Annotated in this window: 11 protein-coding genes; 10 read left to right on the top strand and 1 reads right to left on the bottom strand. The window is 28.3% G+C overall.

Annotation, left to right across the window (positions count from 1 at the left end):
- Positions 1–37 precede the first annotated feature (37 nt).
- Entirely contained in the window at positions 38–1,249 is a 1,212-nt protein-coding gene (locus tag HMPREF3186_RS02825) for an L-lactate MFS transporter (protein ID WP_060913851.1), read from the bottom strand.
- A 390-nt stretch (positions 1,250–1,639) separates the two neighbouring features.
- Between HMPREF3186_RS02825 and HMPREF3186_RS02820 the strand changes: the two genes are divergently transcribed.
- The 10 genes from HMPREF3186_RS02820 to dltD all read left to right on the top strand — a co-directional run bounded on the left by HMPREF3186_RS02820 (position 1,640) and on the right by dltD (position 16,991).
- Entirely contained in the window at positions 1,640–2,404 is a 765-nt protein-coding gene (locus tag HMPREF3186_RS02820; RefSeq protein WP_060913850.1) for an undecaprenyl pyrophosphate synthase, read from the top strand.
- A complete protein-coding gene (locus HMPREF3186_RS02815) occupies positions 2,394–3,167 on the top strand; it encodes a phosphatidate cytidylyltransferase (protein ID WP_060913849.1) in 774 nt (257 codons plus the stop codon). Before HMPREF3186_RS02820 ends, HMPREF3186_RS02815 begins: the two co-directional genes overlap by 11 nt.
- 20 nt (positions 3,168–3,187) lie before the next feature.
- Complete coding sequence (rseP, locus tag HMPREF3186_RS02810; protein ID WP_060913848.1) at positions 3,188–4,480, top strand: RIP metalloprotease RseP; 1,293 nt, start codon at positions 3,188–3,190, stop codon at positions 4,478–4,480.
- A 183-nt stretch (positions 4,481–4,663) separates the two neighbouring features.
- Positions 4,664–5,803 (top strand): exonuclease SbcCD subunit D, encoded by a 1,140-nt coding sequence (locus HMPREF3186_RS02805; RefSeq protein WP_060913847.1) that lies wholly within the window; start codon positions 4,664–4,666, stop codon positions 5,801–5,803.
- Complete coding sequence (locus HMPREF3186_RS02800; protein ID WP_060913846.1) at positions 5,790–8,816, top strand: AAA family ATPase; 3,027 nt, start codon at positions 5,790–5,792, stop codon at positions 8,814–8,816. Before HMPREF3186_RS02805 ends, HMPREF3186_RS02800 begins: the two co-directional genes overlap by 14 nt.
- A gap of 26 nt (positions 8,817–8,842) precedes the next feature.
- Complete coding sequence (locus HMPREF3186_RS02795; protein WP_060913845.1) at positions 8,843–12,688, top strand: PD-(D/E)XK nuclease family protein; 3,846 nt, start codon at positions 8,843–8,845, stop codon at positions 12,686–12,688.
- Between the two features lie 215 nt (positions 12,689–12,903).
- Complete coding sequence (dltA, locus tag HMPREF3186_RS02790; protein WP_060913844.1) at positions 12,904–14,406, top strand: D-alanine--poly(phosphoribitol) ligase subunit DltA; 1,503 nt, start codon at positions 12,904–12,906, stop codon at positions 14,404–14,406.
- A 1-nt stretch (position 14,407) separates the two neighbouring features.
- Positions 14,408–15,565 (top strand): D-alanyl-lipoteichoic acid biosynthesis protein DltB, encoded by a 1,158-nt coding sequence (gene dltB, locus HMPREF3186_RS02785; RefSeq protein WP_060913843.1) that lies wholly within the window; start codon positions 14,408–14,410, stop codon positions 15,563–15,565.
- Between the two features lie 21 nt (positions 15,566–15,586).
- Positions 15,587–15,820: a D-alanine--poly(phosphoribitol) ligase subunit DltC gene (gene dltC / locus HMPREF3186_RS02780; RefSeq protein ID WP_003145008.1), complete on the top strand. Its 234-nt coding sequence runs from the start codon at positions 15,587–15,589 to the stop codon at positions 15,818–15,820.
- A 4-nt stretch (positions 15,821–15,824) separates the two neighbouring features.
- Entirely contained in the window at positions 15,825–16,991 is a 1,167-nt protein-coding gene (gene dltD / locus HMPREF3186_RS02775) for a D-alanyl-lipoteichoic acid biosynthesis protein DltD (protein ID WP_060913842.1), read from the top strand.
- The last annotated feature ends 160 nt before the right edge of the window (positions 16,992–17,151 follow it).

The following is a 17,151-nucleotide window of genomic DNA, read 5'->3' as shown; positions in this document are numbered from 1 at the left end:
AAATCATCTCATTTTTTTGAGATGATTTTTTTGTTTATTATTTAATTCTACGTTTTGTAAAGATTGAGTAAATAATACTAATTACTAATCCAACAAGTACTATCGAGATAGCTACATAAAAGGCCTCTGTAAAATCTCCATTATTTTTAGCGGCAATTCCAGCAGCGTATTTAGGTGCGAAGAATGCAGCTGTAGAAAATCCTATAAAGACAATCCCGTAGTTAACTCCTTGGTTTATAGGACCGAATGTTTTCATTACTAATGGCGCGAAAACTCCCATAATTCCACCAAAACATAGACCAAGGAGAACAAGACCGACTGTCAGACCAACTGTAGTTCTAATGTTAACTAGAGTTAATAATGAAATAGCAATTACCGAATAAATCGCGATAAGTGTTTTTTCATGTCCTATTTTATCTGAAACAACCCCCCATACAACACGTCCAAATGTGTTAGAAAGAGCATAAATACTAACAAAAGTTGCAGCAACTGAAGCAGATAATCCGAACATAGTTTGGCTGATTACTGATGCGTTTGATGCTACCATAAGTCCAGAGAATGCTCCAATAGCAAACATTGAAATAATAAAGTAAAATGATAAACTCATTAACATTTGTTTCCAATCTTTATTAGCAGCCTCTTGTTTAATTTCTGCAACAGGTTGAATCCAACCTTCAGGTTGATAATTCGCAGGAGCAACTTTTATGAAGAATAGAGCTATTATAATGATTACTAAGTACACACTACCTAAGTAGATAAATGCATTATGAACTCCATAATTAGCTATTAGACTATGTGCGATTGGAGCAGCGATAACACTAGCCCCTCCCATTGCTCCTGTAATTAAACCAGCAGCTAATCCTCTTTTATCGGGGAAGAATCTAAGTGCATTACTTATAATTCCAGAATATGCAAATGCTTGTCCAACACCAGATAATACGCCATAGCTAAAATATAACATTCCTTTTGTAGTAGCAAATCCAGTAAGAATAAATCCAACAGCAAATAAGATTCCCCCTAAAATAATAGAGATATTTGCTTTTCCTTTATCTGTAATAAATCCTCCTAGAATAGTAGGAATAGGAGCAATAGCTGCGTTAATAGTAAATGCTAGCATAACATCTGGCAAACTCCATCCTTTTGAAACACTTAGAGGTTTTGCAAAAACACTAAATGAATATAGTGAACCTGCACATAGTAAAATTGCCATTGAGGCGAATAAGACAGTCCATCTTGTATTTTTGTTCATTTAATCATCCTTTCAATATATGTATTTGCATGATATTAAAAAATAATAATATTAAAAAAACGGCTAAGCTAAAGCTAGTCGAATTATTTTAAAAATATTATGAAAACAGTTTATAAAAATTCTTATGACAAAAATGTTTATTTGCATTTTTAATATCATGTTTAATGTGTATATTCTAGCATGAATATTAAATGAAAGCAACCTAAAATACTTTATATAAAAGAGAAAAATAAATTATATGAATATTAAGAATTGTATAGGTTGTTTTGTTTAAATATAATATATTTATTCTATAAAAAATTAATAGCTATAGTTATTAATAAAAATTATTAAAAGTTTGTTGCATTAAGCCTTTTATGATATAATGAAGTGTGTTACATAGGAGGAATTATGTTTAAATTTTTTAGAAAAAATGAATTAGTGGAAAAAAATGACAAACAAGAGTTAAAAAAAATTCCGACACACGTTGCTATTATAATGGATGGTAATGGACGTTGGGCTAAAAAGAGAAATATGCCTAGAATTAAAGGACACTATGAAGGGATGCAAACTGTAAAAAAAATAACAAAATATGCATCAAAACTAGGTGTAGAGTATCTAACATTATATGCTTTTTCTACAGAAAACTGGGCGAGACCTAAAGAAGAAGTTAGTTATTTAATGGATCTTCCTGAAAAGATGTTCAGTAGTTTTATGCCGGAACTTATGGAAAATAATGTAAAAGTTGAGGTTATTGGTGTAGTAGAGAAACTTCCTGAAAATACTAGAAAAGCAGTAAATGATGCAATTGAGCAGACAAAAAATAATACTGGATTAAAATTAATCTTTGCATTGAATTATGGTTCTAAAGATGAGATGTTAAGAGCAATTAAACAAATTACTAAAGACGTGCAAAATAATAAATACAGTATAGATGAAATTTCTGAAGAACATGTGAGTCAAAATCTATTTACATCTAATACTCCAGATCCTGACTTATTAATAAGAACTTCGGGAGAACAAAGAATTTCAAACTTTTTACTTTGGCAAATTGCTTATAGTGAATTCTTGTTTACTAAAGTGGCATGGCCGGACTTTACTGAAGAAGAATTTTACAAGGCATTATTAGAATATCAAAGTAGAGATAGAAGGTTTGGAGGTTTAAATGAAGACTAGGGTAATAACAGCCATAGTGGCATTAATTGTTTTCCTACCATTACTATTTTTAGGTGGAGATTATTTCAAATTTACAACTTTTGCACTTGGTGTGATGGCTATGTATGAAATAGTTAGAATGACTTTTAAAGAGACTAACATCGTAGTTTTAGGTTCATCGTCATTAGCAGGAGCACTGTTATTTCTACATGAGCAAATCGCAAGTTTATCACAATATGCTATAGTATATTTGGCTATGATTGCTATGTTAGGAACAATTGTTAGTACTGGACATAAGATTAAATTTGTTGAAATAGGTTCAATTATATTTTTAACTGCCTATATTTTTATAGGATTTTATTGTTTGTTTATGATAAGAAACTTGAGCTTATCGCATGTAGCTTATTTATTACTTACAATTTGGTTTACTGATAGTTTTGCCTATTTTGGTGGAATGAAGTTTGGGAAAAATAAACTTTCACCGAAAATAAGTCCTAACAAATCAATTGAAGGTTCAGTAATAGGTAGTCTATCATCAATAGTAATAGCGTTATTGTTCTTCTATACAACTAATATATTTTCTAGCCTATTAGTTGCGATTGCTATTACATTGGTAGTTAGTGCCGTTGGTCAATTTGGTGATTTAATTGAATCAGCATACAAAAGAGAATATCAAGTAAAAGATAGTAGTAATTTATTACCAGGGCATGGTGGTATTTTTGACAGATTCGATTCTGTTATTCTATCAGCACCATGTTTAATAATATTACTAAGTTTATTTTAAAATATAGAGAGGGGTATTAGATGCAAGGTATTATAGCATTTATATTAATATTTTTTGTAGTAGTAACTATTCACGAATTCGGTCATTTTATAGTTGCTAAAAAATCAGGAATATTGTGCCAAGAGTTTGCAATAGGAATGGGACCTAAGATATTTCACAAAAAAATAGGGGAGACTAACTTTACGATTAGACTTCTTCCTGTTGGTGGATATGTAAAAATGCCGGATAACGTTTTTGATTTTAATAATGATATGTCGGTATATGACCTAAAAAAAGGAATGAAAATTAATTTAAAACTAGATGAAAATGATAAGGTCGAAAAAATAGTTTTAGATAAAAGTAATGATATGGATTTACTTCCATTAGAATTAAATGAATTTGATCTAACAGAAAAATTATTCGTAGAAGGTTTTGTTGGTGATAAAATAGAACGTTATGAAGTAAGAAAAGATGCATGTGTTGCATTTGGTGGAATGGAAGAGCAAATTGCTCCAGTAGAAAGAATGTTTTCTTCACACTCATGGGGGAAAAAATTCTGGACATTATTTGCAGGACCATTAATGAACTTTATATTAGCGCTAGCAATTTTCTTAGGTATTTCAATTTATAGTGGAGTACCATCTAATACTACGCGTTTAGGTGAACTAGCTTCTAACTATCCGGCTTACTCATCAGGATTAAAACAAGGTGATGTAGTTGAGCAGGTAAATGGTAAGAGTGTTACAACATGGAAAGAAATGACTAATGAGATAGTAAGTTCTAATGGTTCTGAGCTTACATTAAAAGTTTCACGTGATGGTTCACAACAAGAAATTAAAGTTACACCAAAAGAAGAAACAACTGTGGAAAAAGGTAAAGAAGTTAAAACTTATAAACTTGGAATAAACCAAGCGTATGAGAAAAACTTAGCTGGTTCAATTAAGAGTGGTTTTGAACAAACTCTATATTATGGAACTGCGATTTTCATGGGAATTATTAATCTGTTTGCTTCATTGTTTAATGGAGGATTTAGTTTAAACCAACTAGGTGGACCTGTAGCGATTTATGAAATGTCTTCTGCAGCTGCACAAAGTGGTTTAATTACAACATTAAAATGGACAGGAATTTTAAGTGTTAACTTAGGTCTTATGAACCTAATTCCTATTCCAGTTCTTGATGGTGGACGTATCATATTCGTAATTTACGAAGCAATCTTTAAAAAACCAATTAATAAAAAAGCTCAATATTACTTAACTGTAGCGTTTGGATTATTAATGGTTGCGTTGATGTTAGCAGTAACATGGAATGATATCCAAAGATTATTTGGGAAATAGATAATGATTATAACGAGAAGTTGGTTTACTTCTCGTTATTTTTTATATGGGCTTTAAAACATGATACGTTATTATAATTTTTATCAGTAGTAATTGGTTCTAGGGAGATTTAATATTTACTACTATTTTAAGTGTTTTTAATATATAATATAATAGAGATAATTTATAGGAAAAGGTGATAATATGGTTAAATTTTTACATACTGCTGATTGGCATATTGGAAGAAAATTACAAGGATTAGATTTATTAGTAGATCAGGAGTTTGTGTTTGAGAATTTAATAACTGAGATTAAGAATATTAATCCTGATTTTTTAATTATTGCAGGGGATTTATATGATAGAAGTGTTCCTAGTAAAGAAGCGACTACACTTCTACAAGAACTTTTAGTTAAAATTAATATAGAATGTAACATACCAATTTTTGCCATTAGTGGAAATCATGACAGTAGAGAAAGACTAGCGATTGGTGAAGCTTGGTTTAGCAAACATAAGTTTTATCTTCATACAAGATTAGAACAAGCTTTTGATAAACTTTCTTATGAAGATGCTGATATATATTTATTACCATATTTTGAACCCTTTGAAGCGAGAGAATATTTTGAAAATACTACATTAACAACCCATAATGCAGCAACTAAAAGAGTAATAGATGAAATTTATAAAAATTTAGATACGAATAAGACTAATATTTTAGTAGCTCATACTTTTGTTTCTGGTGGATTAGAAACAGATTCTGAAAGAGAAATATCTGTAGGAACTGTTGAAAATGTGGCTGTGGAAGTCTTTGATAAGTTTGATTATGTTGCTCTAGGTCATCTTCATAATCCGAATGCAATAAATGAAGAACGTTTGAAATATAGTGGAAGTCCAATGGCGTACTCATTCTCTGAAGCTTCCCAAACTAAAGGAATGAGGCTTGTAGAAGTAACAAAAGAAAGTTATAGTGAAGAGTTTATTCCATTAAAACAAAAAAGAAAGTTACACAATATTAGTACATCTTATGAAGAAGTTTTAACGAAAGAATTTCAACAAAGTTATGATTGTAAAAATGATTATTTTAGTATGGAACTGAGTGGTTTAGAGGGAATTACTGATCCGTTACCTAGAATTAAAGAATATTATCCTAATACTCTGATACTAAAGCAAAAAAGAAATACTAGTATCGATAATGAAGTGAAATTAGATAGAGAGATGCTAACTAAGAGTCCTTTTCAGTTAATAGAGGGATTCTATAATGAACAAACTGGTAATGAATTAACTGAAGGTCAAAAACAAGTACTAGTAAATATTATAGATAAGGTGAATCAAGATGAAACCAATTAGATTAGAATTAAAAGAATTTGGTCCATATAAGAATGAAATAATAGAATGGGATAAAATAATAAATGAACCTATATTTCTAATAACAGGGAAAACTGGTTCAGGGAAGTCAACATTATTTGATGCTATTACTTATGCATTGTACAATAAGACAACTGGTGGTAAAGATATAGCCTCACTAAGAACGAAGACAGCCTTGGATAAGGATAAAACACAGGTTAACTTTGATTTTGAATTGAGTGGTAAAAAATATAGAATTGAGAGAACTCTGGCTTATTTGAAAGCTGGTAATAAAAATCTAACATCGGGGAAAGTTGCTTTAATGCAATATAATGATGAAAAGTTAGAAGTAATCGCCACAAAAGAACAAGAGGTAAAAGAAAAAGTAGAAGAGTTAATAGGTTTAGATGATAAGCAATTTTGTCAAATAATTATCTTACCTCAAGGAAAATTTAAAGAGTTCTTATTATCAAAATCAAGTGAAAAAAAAGAAACTTTGAGATCTTTATTTAATACTTACTTCTATCAAAAATTCGTGGAACAATTACAAGAACAAGCTAAAAAATTAGATAGTTCACATAAACAGAAAGAAAAAGAATTGATTACTAGATTTGAGCAGTTTGATATTGAGGAAGAACTTATAAAGTTTGAATATTTAAAAGATGAAAATTTTGAAGAAATACTAAGTATTATTCACTCACAAGAAGAAACAATAAAAAATGAAAAAAAAGAATTATTAAAATTAGAACGTAGTTTTTCTAAAGAAAAAGAGAAATTTATAGAATTAAGTAAGCTCAATGATAAATTTATCCAACTTAAAAATAACAAGTTAGAACTAGCTAATCTAAGTGAAAAAGAAGACTATTATAAAAGTCTAAGATTAGAAGTAGAGAAGTTAAAAGAGCTGCAAAAGAATAAAGATAAGATTATAGAGTACAGTACTTTATTAAATAAACAATTACAATTAAGAAAAATTGAGAAAAATTTATTAATTGATACAGACAAATATAAATTAGACTTAGAAAATAATAAGAAATTACAATTAGAATTAAATGCACAAAAAGATAATATAGAAGAACTTAGAAAGGAAACTGTTGATTATAAGTTTTTCTATAATAACTTTAATGAATTAAATTCTGCAAAAGCCAACATTGAAATCTATAGTGAAACATTAGAAGAGCTTGCTTTGAAAAAAGAAACATATAAAGAGTTAGATTCTAGGTTGAAAGTTTCAAAAGAAGGCCACTTAGAGGATATTGAGGAGAAAAATATACTAGAGAGCAGTATTGGTAAGTTAAAATTAGAAATTTTAAAGAAAGAGCAAGATGTAGAAAAACTCGAAGAATATAATAATAAATTTTCTGAAGTAAATGATAAGAGTTTGAAACTTACTCTTGATAAAAAACAATTAGAAGAACTCGAAGTAGAGAAGAAGAAGCTTGAGCAAGAAGTTATATTATTAAATAAGAATAAAGAGCAAGAAGTTTTAAATGGTTTTCTATTGAAATTGCATGAAGGTGATGAATGTCCTTTATGTAAACAAAAGATTGAACACTTACCAGAAATTCCCTCTTTAGAGGCAGTAGATGAAAGTATAGAAAAATCACTTCAAAAAGTTAATAAAGATACAATTCAACTAGAAACTCTTATAAAAAAAGATGAAGAAGAAATAGAAAGAATAAGTGCTCTTTTGAAAAATTTAGAGGATACAATTAACTTTAAATCTAAGGAAGAACTATCACAATTAGAAGACGAATTAAAGACAGATAATCTTAAACTAACGGATATTAGTAAAGCAATCAAAATATCTGAGGATAAAATTAAGGGCCTAAATCAAGAAATAGAGGAACTTTCAGAGTTATTTAAAAATGAAGATGAAATTAAACAAAAACATCTAGAAGCGAAAAATAAAATAGAACAGTTTGAAAAAAATGTGAAAATTGAGCTAGATGAGTTTGCTGATTATTATGAGAAAATACAATCTCAGGTTGAAGACTTTGATAATAGATGTAACGTTCAGCAAAATAATAGTAATGAATTATTGATAAGAAAAACCAAACTAGAGACAGAACAGAAAAATAATAAGACGAATTTACTGGAAGTTAGTAAAAGAATAGAAAATATTATAGAGAGTTTCAGCGATTCTAAACTTAATAAGTATTACATAACTTTAGAAATGGCAGAAGAAGACATAGCAGAATTGGTTAAATTAGAAGAATTTGAATCTCAAATTAATAAATTTGAAGATGCCAAGAAAATTATAGTAAACAATATAGAAAAACTCGTAGAAGAGTTAGAAGAGATAGAACAACCAGATTTAGAAGAAGGACAACGAAAACTACAAAATATTGAATTTCAAGTTAATGATTTTATAGAAAAAGTTGTAATTCTTAATACAAGATTAGAAAATAATAAAAAATTATATAAAAAAATTCATAGTGAGTATATTGAACTATTAGAATCATCTAAAGAGATAAGAGAAATTATAGCATTTAGTGATGTTGTCAGCGGAAAAACTGAAAACAGAAAATCGTTGGAAACTTATGTTCAAGGATATTATCTAGACTTGATTCTAGTTGCGGGAACTAAAAGATTACTACAGATGACAAATGATAGATATAGATTTATTAGACGTGATGAAAAATCGAAAGGTGGAGGTCTTCAAGGTTTAGAGATTGAAATACATGATATTTATTTAAATAGTACTCGTATTATTAGTTCTCTTTCCGGAGGAGAATTATTCTTAGCTTCTTTAGCTCTCGCTTTAGGGTTAGCGGAAGTTATTCAAAATGAAAGTGGTGGAATATCGCTTGAAACTATCTTTATCGATGAAGGATTTGGATCATTAGATACAGAAACACTAGATATTGCGCTAACAACGCTAATAGATTTACAATCATACGGAAGAAATATTGGTATTATTTCACATGTTAGTGAGCTAAAAGAAAGAATTAGACCGAAGGTAGAAGTCTATTCTAAAGATAATTATGCGAAGATTAAAATGACTGGAATATAAAGTAATATAAAAAGAAAGGAGAAAACATGAACTTAGAATTATTAATTGGTCCAAGTGGTGTAGGGAAAACGAACTACATATTAAATGATATCGAGTTAAATAGAGATAACCATAAAATAATCGTATTAACTCCAGAACAGAACAGTTTTAATTTTGAAAAAATCTTGTGCGATAAGTTTGGTGGTACTTTTAATATCGATGTTATGAACTTCTCAAGTCTAACTAGAAGATTATCGAAACAATTGGGAATGGATAATCTTAGTAGACTAGGAGATAATATTAAACCATTTTATTTCTATAAAGCTGCAAAAAATTTAGAAAGTAATGAGAACTTTTTAGTTAAAAGAATTATACAAGATGTTAATTTCATAGAAGTTGTTGAAGAAATTATAAATGAATTAAAAGAGTATAACGTAAGTATTAATGTATTAGAAGAGTATTTAGAGAAAAACACTAATCTAGATAGTAGTCACAGAGAAAAATTGGAATCTATTTTAGAAATATATGTTGAATATTCGAGGTTATTAAAAGAACAGGGTTCTTTTGATAAAGTAGATTATATAAATGAATTACTTTTGTACATGGAATACACTGATTTAAGTGATTATATTTTTTATGTGGATGCTTACTATAACTTTACAGCACAGGAGTATTATTACATCGAGAAACTTGCCCAAAAGTCTAAAAAGTTAATAATAAGTGTCATAAGTGATGCAAATAGATATTTTAATTTTGATTTATCACAACTACTTCAAGGTTATGAACTAGAAAAGATGAAATATAATGACTTTTATCTATCTGATTTGTATAGTAAAGAAAAATATAAGCTTGATATTTTTAGAAAATCTCATGAGATTGTTGCTAGTATGAATGAAATAGTGAAAAATAATAATGATGTGAATTTTTCTGTAGTAGCCTTTGTAAAAAAAGAAGAAATAAATACGTTGAAATTTAAAATAAAAGATAATAAAGTAGAGGAATATGAAGAATTAGAAACTCATAAAGGACGTTTTAATGGGGTTTCTAATGATATTCTTGCTGATAAATACTATAAAAACTTCACAGCACAGTATGAGACTGATGATAGTATTGAAATTATCTGTGCCAAAAATAAGGAGTTAGAAGTTAAACAAATCGCTCGTGAGATTGTGAAACTAAATCATAACAATATTAACCAAAATGAGATAGCAATTCTTTATCGTGATAATACATATGAAAATTATTTGAATATATTTAAAGACTATAATTTAGATGTTCATTTAGATAAAAATATTGAAACTAGCAATCATCGTTTAGTTAAGTTTATACAAGAAACATTATATTTTGATGAAGGTAGTTTTAAAACTAGATTATTAAATCTGTTAAAAACTAGATTAACGAATTTTGAGAACATATATCGCCAAAAGGTTATTGCATATGTTTTACTAGGAGATTCAAATATTGATGAAAAACAACTAGAAAAAGATATTGCAGAGTTAGATGAAACAGTAATAAAGGATAAATTTGCAACTAGTGATTTAGTAAAAAATCTTGGAAGAAAATATGGATACAGCGATTTATTAGAAAAAGTTAGGACAATTTCAATAGACGATCTTGAAAATATACTAAATGAGAAACTTGTAAATACTCATAGAGATATATTAAAAGATTACTTTATTGAAAAGACAGGGAAGTTTAACTCTGAACAGCTTGAAATTTGTAGACAAGTTTTATTAGAACTTATTAATAAGGTTTCAGAAGTCTCAGCTAAGAATAATCTTCAAGCTAAGAGATATATAAAAAAATTAGTAGATGTTTTTGATCATTGTAAAATTAAAATGTATCTTGATAAAGAAGATGGTGAGTATGATAATATTGAGGAGCTTAAAATTGATAGTATAGATAGGCAAGTTTATAAAAAAATTCTTGAATATATTAATGATATTAATGAGAATTTTGGTAGTGAAAAGTTTGAATATAAAAAATTCGTAACTCTATTTAATTCTGGATTAACATCTATTAAGTATCGTTCAATACCAGAAATAAATAATTCTATTATTATGTCTACTATGGATTTAGCAAAAGTTGAAAATAAAAAAGTTGTCTTTGTTATGGGATTCAACAAAGATGCATTGCCAGTATCTAAAAGTTCAGGATTAGTAGACGATAAAGATAAAGAAAGATTAATTAACGATGATATCTTTTTATCCCCGACAAAAGAAGCGGCACTTATTGATGAAGAGTTTGTAGCCTATATTGCTATGACAAGGGCACAAGAAAAAACATATATAAGTTATAGTTTACTTGATAAAAGTTTTAAAGAGAATTTTGCATCTCCGTACTTAAATACAGTGAGATCATTATTCCCAGAATTAGAAGAAAAGAAAACTTCAAAAATCTTAGAATTTTCTATTGCTGACTATAATTACTATTTAGAAAATATTTCAGAGATAGTTTCAACTAAGGAATTTAATTATCTATTTGCAAAAATTTACCGTAGATTTATGGAAGTGAAAGATAGTAAGACAAAAGAAGTTGAGGTTTTAGTAGAACTTATGATTAAGTTTTTAGAGCAGTATCACCTTACTTCAGAACATGAAAGTTATGAGAATTACGAAATTCTTGATGAATTAAATGACCGAGTATTTTTCACTAATGATACTAGTATTAAAAATTATTTATCTAAAATAATCAGAGATTATAAGTTTCAACTTAGTTCAGAATATATAGATGAATTTTTAGAAATTAAGAAAGAAAGTTTTTCTAAGTTTAGTATCTCTAAAATTTCTGATTTCGAAAGGAATCCATATCAATTCTTTGTTAAACGAGTACTTGGAATAGCAGAGGAAAGAGATATTGATATCGATAATCTTGTTACTGGAAAATTTTTCCACGCAGTAATGTCAGAAGAAAAAATTACTAATTTTATAGCTGATTGCGGAAGCAAGTTTGATATAGACGTGCTAAAAGATGAAGATATTACAAAGAGATTTAATATTAAAGAGATCTTGAATGAGGTTATTTATTCTAGTAATAATAAAGATATATTAGAAACATTGAAGTTAATAGAATTGTTAAATACTCATAAATATATTTTAAATAATATGATTATGAGACTTGAAGTAGCTATAGCAATAGAAATAAAATACTTTGCTTTAACGAAGTTTATGCCAACGTTCTTAGAAAGACCATTTACTCTGGAAATAGTAGACAATGTTATTACATGTGAAAATGTCAAAACTGGGGAAGTTAATAAAAAAGAACTGAAACAAAAATACAATATACCACCTATTAAATTCACAGGGGTAATTGACAGAGTAGACGTTAATGGAAAGAATATTTCAATAATTGATTATAAGAGTAGTCAAAATGATTTTTCTTTAGATAGTTTAGAATTAGGGTTTATTTCTCAGATTTTAACTTATGCATTGGCATGTGAACTGATGTTTGACAGAAATTCAGAAGATATATTAGGGATATTTTATAGAGAAATAGCCAAGTTAGGTAAAGATTTAAAGACCTATAGATTAAGAGGTTTAGCAAATAGTGATTTAATATTAGATGATGAATTTTATGAAAAAGCTCCCGAAATTATGTATATTAGAACTACAAAAGCTAAGAAAATTCATGGGGCAGATAGTCATAAAGCATTTACAAGTCCTGAACTTGAAAAATTAGTTAATAAAAATCTTGAAAATATAATGATACTTATAGAAAAAATCTTTGTATTTGATTTCGATTTATCTAACTATGAGGTTGAAAATCAATATTCTGCTGAGAAGGGAACTTTATTTAACTTTGCAAGTAATAGTGATACACGACTTAGTTATAAAGAGAAGGTAGAGCTCAAACCAAAAGATTTAAAAGAAAAGTTACTTAATGACCTGAAATAATCCGATTTTAGAAAAATCTTATGAAAATTGATTTGTTGTTTTGAAAATAAAAAGCAATAAATCAATTTTTTTTATAATTTTTTCTATTTTTTAATCACATTTTTTAAGTTTTATATTATAATAATATAAGGAGTATAATGTCGACTTTTTGATATATAGTGATGTAAAATTAAAAGTCGATAAAGAATAGATATAGAGGCAAGGATAAAATAAATATGAAATTAACTTTTTTTGAAAAACTAGAACAGTTTAAAAATAGTTCTAAAGAAGTATATATTAATAATATATATCAGAATGAAAACTTAACATATAAAAATTTAATAGAGTATTCAGATAGACTTGCGTCTTATTTTGAAGAAAAACTAGGTGAAGACAAAAATCCTATAGTAGTGTACGGACATAAACATCCATTTATGTTAGTGTACTTTTTAGCGTGTGTAAAATCAGGAAGAGCATTCTGCCCAGTAGATATAAATACACCGAAAGAAAGAGTAGAAGAAATAGTAGAAACAACAGACTCAAAAGTAGTACTAGTCACAGAAGAAATAGAACTATCTAGAGAAATGCTAGATGTTAAATCAGCTAAAGAAATAATCTCAAGTACTCAAAACGCTATTTCAAAAGAAAACTACGTAAAAGATGAAGATATATTCTATATAATTTTCACATCAGGAAGTACAGGAAAACCAAAAGGAGTATGTATTACATACAACAACCTAAATAACTTCTTACACTGGTACACAGGATACTATGATGAAAAAGAAGAATTAGTGTTTTTAGGACATCCACCGTTCTCATTTGATCTATCGGTAATGTCATTATGGCCGAGTATTTATCTAGGAGCCTCTTTAGTACAAATAGATAAAAAACACCAAGAGAATTTCAAAGTAATGTTTGAAGAACTGAATAAATCAAATGCAACAATATGGATCTCAACACCATCATTTATAGAAATGTGTTTCATAGATAAAAACTTCAATCAAAGTCTAATGCCGAAGGTGAAACAATTCGTCTTTTGTGGAGAAAAACTATTCAGCACAACAGTAGAAAAAATTCATAAAAACTTTGAAGATGCACAGGTAATAAATACATATGGACCAACAGAATCAACAGTAATGGTCACATGGGTAGAAATAACAAAAGAAGTGAATAAAAAATACTATGAGAACCTACCGGTAGGAGAAATAAAATGGGGTACAAAAGTACACCTAGCAAATCCAGATGAAGAAAATAAAGGTGAAATAGTAATCACAGGAAACACAGTCGCAAAAGGATACTTTAAAAATGACGCTATAACAAATGAAAAATTTGGTATAGGAGAGGTAGATGGAAAAGAAGAAAGAAGTTACCTAACAGGAGACTTGGGGTACTTCAAAGACGGTATGCTATTTTGTGAAGGACGCATAGACTTCCAAGTAAAACTACATGGGCACAGAATAGAACTCGAAGACATAGATAACAATCTACTAAAAAATAAAAAAATACGTCAAGCAGCGACAGTGCCAAGCTATGAAGATGGAAAAGTAAAAGCATTGACATCATTTGTAGTATATAACGAAAAAATAGAAAAACGCTTCGAAGTAACAAAACAAATAAAACAAGAACTAAAAAAATTAGTGCCAGAATATATGATACCGAAAAAAATAGTATTCTTAGAAGAAATGCCACTAAACAATAACGGTAAAATAGATAAGAAAAAGTTAAAGGAGTTAGTATAGAATGAACTACTTTGACGGAAATGAATTTTTCTTATTCTTAGCTATAGCACTAATCATAGGCTTTATAATAAACTATCTAGGTAAAAAAATAGAATATTATATATTGGCATTATCAGTAATATTTGCCGTAGTAATATATGGTAAAAGTATCACAATGTTATCTTACCTAGTAGGATTTATTCTATTTGAATACATATTAGTACTAATAGCCCAAAAAACAGAAAGTAAAAAACACTTAAAAATATTAGTAATACTATCAATATTACCACTAGTAATAAACAAAGTATTCGCAACTACACATTTACACCTATTAGCCTTTATAGGAATATCATATATGTCATTTAAGACAATACAAATTATGATAGAAATATCAGATGGTTTAATAAAAGAAAAAATCAGTGCTGTAGAATATGTACAATTCCTACTATTCTTCCCAACAGTTAGCGCAGGACCGATAGACAGAAGTAGAAGGTTTATGGGCGAAATAAAAGAAAGAATGCCGAGGACAGAGTACTTAGAATTAGCTGGAGAAGGAGTCTACAGACTAATATTGGGATTACTATATAAAATAGTATTCTCAACATTAAGTTACCACTACTTAGTAGGTTTAACAAACCATGGGACATTTGTTTATTCATTAAAATACATGTACCTATATACATTGTACTTATTTTTTGACTTTGCAGGATACAGTTTAATGGCAGTAGGTAGTAGTAACATCTTAGGAATAAGAACACCGATGAACTTCAACAAACCATTCCTAAGTATAGACATAAAAGACTTCTGGAATAGATGGCACATAACACTATCAACGTGGCTTAGAGACTTCGTATTCTCAAGAGTCTTTATGGAAGCAACAAAGAAAAAAAGATTTAAGAAAAGACTTAATACAGCAATGTATGCCTATATGGTAAACATGGTTCTTATGGGATTTTGGCACGGCTTAACAATAAGCTATATAGTATATGGATTCTACCATGGAATACTGATGGCAGGATTTGAATACTATCAGAAGAAAAGTAAGTTTTACAAAAAGAATAAAAACGAAACATGGTACAAAGTACTTAGTTGGTTCATAACGATCAACTTAGTAATAATAGGTTTATATATCTTCTCGGGAGAACCATATAAACTAATAAGCCATGTACTAAAAAAATAATATAGAGTTAGGAGAACAAGGATGATAAAAGAACAAGTATTAGAAATGTTAGAAGAAATCTGTGAAGATGAAGTAGTAAGAGAAGATTTAGACATAAACATGAAAGAAGAAGGGTTGATGGACTCATTAGCTTTTGTAGAAATGTTAGTAAAAATCGAAGAAATTTTCGGATTAAGCATAGCTCCAACAGAAGTAACATATGAAGAAATCGATACCCCAAACAAGGTAATTTCATATATAGAAAATAGGAAATAATAGCATGATAAGATTAAAAGCATTTTTAATATCAATAGTATTGGTATTAATTACACTTGTAATTTTAGATGTGACCCTCTTAAAGAAGGTACAAACTTACTATAAGTCGAACGATAATAGTGTTAGATACAGTACCTCTTTTGAAAAGTACAAAAGTAGAGATATCATAGTTGAAAATATGACACCAAGAACTTTGTTACTGTTAGGTTCATCAGAGTTAACTACAACAATTAACGAAAATTATCATCCAAAGAAAATATTTAATTACGATGATTTTAATATAATGCAAGTAGGGGTAGGGAACTCTCAAAATATTATACATGCGGCTACTATTGGATCTATAGGGAATGATGTAAAGAATAATGAAATAGTAATGATTCAATCTATTCAGTGGTTTGATAATAAGAATGGTATTTTAAAAGATGCATTTCTATCTAGGATTTCTAGTGAGCATGTCTATAATACTATGAAAAATGAAAATATTAGTAGAGAAACCAAAGAGAAATTTATTAATAGGGTTATAGAACTTTCATCTACAAATAAGGAATTGAATAAAAAGTATAAAAGCTATAAACGTTATTTTTTAGAAGGTAAAGGTAATAAATTTACAGGAGAGTTTATAAAACTTGATAATTACTTTTATGTTTTAAAAAATAAATTAAACTTTTATAAAAATAAAGGTAAAGAAAACTATCCGGTTAGTGGAGAAAAGACACCTGATTATAATTGGGAAGAATTAGATAAAAAAGTAGCTGAGGAAGCTAAAGAAAGAACTAATAACAATGATTATCAAATAGATAATACATATTATGACAAATACATAAGAGTTAAGTATAATCAACTAAAAGATAGTTCAAAGAATACAAAGTATGATGATTCTAAAGAATACGAAGACTTAGATATACTATTATCTATTGTTAAGGACTTGAAGTTGAATATCAAGTTTGCAATTCTTCCTGCTCACGGGAAATGGAGTGACTATACTGGAATAGGTAGTGAAAAGAGACAAGTTGCCTACAATAAATTAAAAGAAATTGCTAAAAATAATAATATAGAGGTAATGGATTATTCAAGTAAAGAATATGAAGACTATTATATGTATGATGCGATGCATCTAGGTTGGAGAGGATGGATTGATTTTGAAAGAGATCTTTACAAACTTAAAAAGTAAATTAAGCTATAAACAAAAATTAACACTATGGGTATTATTCTTTTATATAGTAATAATGGGAATAATAATATATTGTTTTTTAACGGATTTTTCAAATGTCCAAGAGTATGTATATAGTGAATTTTAGTGGTTCTCCAAAATTTAGGACTGACGAGAGGGG

The organism is Gemella haemolysans (genome assembly GCF_001553035.1).
Taxonomy (GTDB): Bacteria; Bacillota; Bacilli; order Staphylococcales; family Gemellaceae; genus Gemella; species Gemella haemolysans_B.
Note: the sequence above shows the minus strand (reverse complement) of the source record. Positions and strands in the feature narration are given on the sequence as shown.

Bases quoted from the DNA above. Each gene is read 5' to 3' on its own strand.
- dltC (WP_003145008.1), top strand. From the start codon at position 15,587: ATGATAAAAGAACAAGTATTAGAAATGTTAGAAGAAATCTGTGAAGAT.
- dltA (WP_060913844.1), top strand. From the start codon at position 12,904: ATGAAATTAACTTTTTTTGAAAAACTAGAACAGTTTAAAAATAGTTCT.
- dltB (WP_060913843.1), top strand. From the start codon at position 14,408: ATGAACTACTTTGACGGAAATGAATTTTTCTTATTCTTAGCTATAGCA.
- HMPREF3186_RS02805 (WP_060913847.1), top strand. From the start codon at position 4,664: ATGGTTAAATTTTTACATACTGCTGATTGGCATATTGGAAGAAAATTA.
- HMPREF3186_RS02815 (WP_060913849.1), top strand. From the start codon at position 2,394: ATGAAGACTAGGGTAATAACAGCCATAGTGGCATTAATTGTTTTCCTA.
- HMPREF3186_RS02795 (WP_060913845.1), top strand. From the start codon at position 8,843: ATGAACTTAGAATTATTAATTGGTCCAAGTGGTGTAGGGAAAACGAAC.
- HMPREF3186_RS02800 (WP_060913846.1), top strand. From the start codon at position 5,790: ATGAAACCAATTAGATTAGAATTAAAAGAATTTGGTCCATATAAGAAT.
- HMPREF3186_RS02820 (WP_060913850.1), top strand. From the start codon at position 1,640: ATGTTTAAATTTTTTAGAAAAAATGAATTAGTGGAAAAAAATGACAAA.
- dltD (WP_060913842.1), top strand. From the start codon at position 15,825: ATGATAAGATTAAAAGCATTTTTAATATCAATAGTATTGGTATTAATT.
- HMPREF3186_RS02825 (WP_060913851.1), bottom strand. From the start codon at position 1,249: ATGAACAAAAATACAAGATGGACTGTCTTATTCGCCTCAATGGCAATT.
- rseP (WP_060913848.1), top strand. From the start codon at position 3,188: ATGCAAGGTATTATAGCATTTATATTAATATTTTTTGTAGTAGTAACT.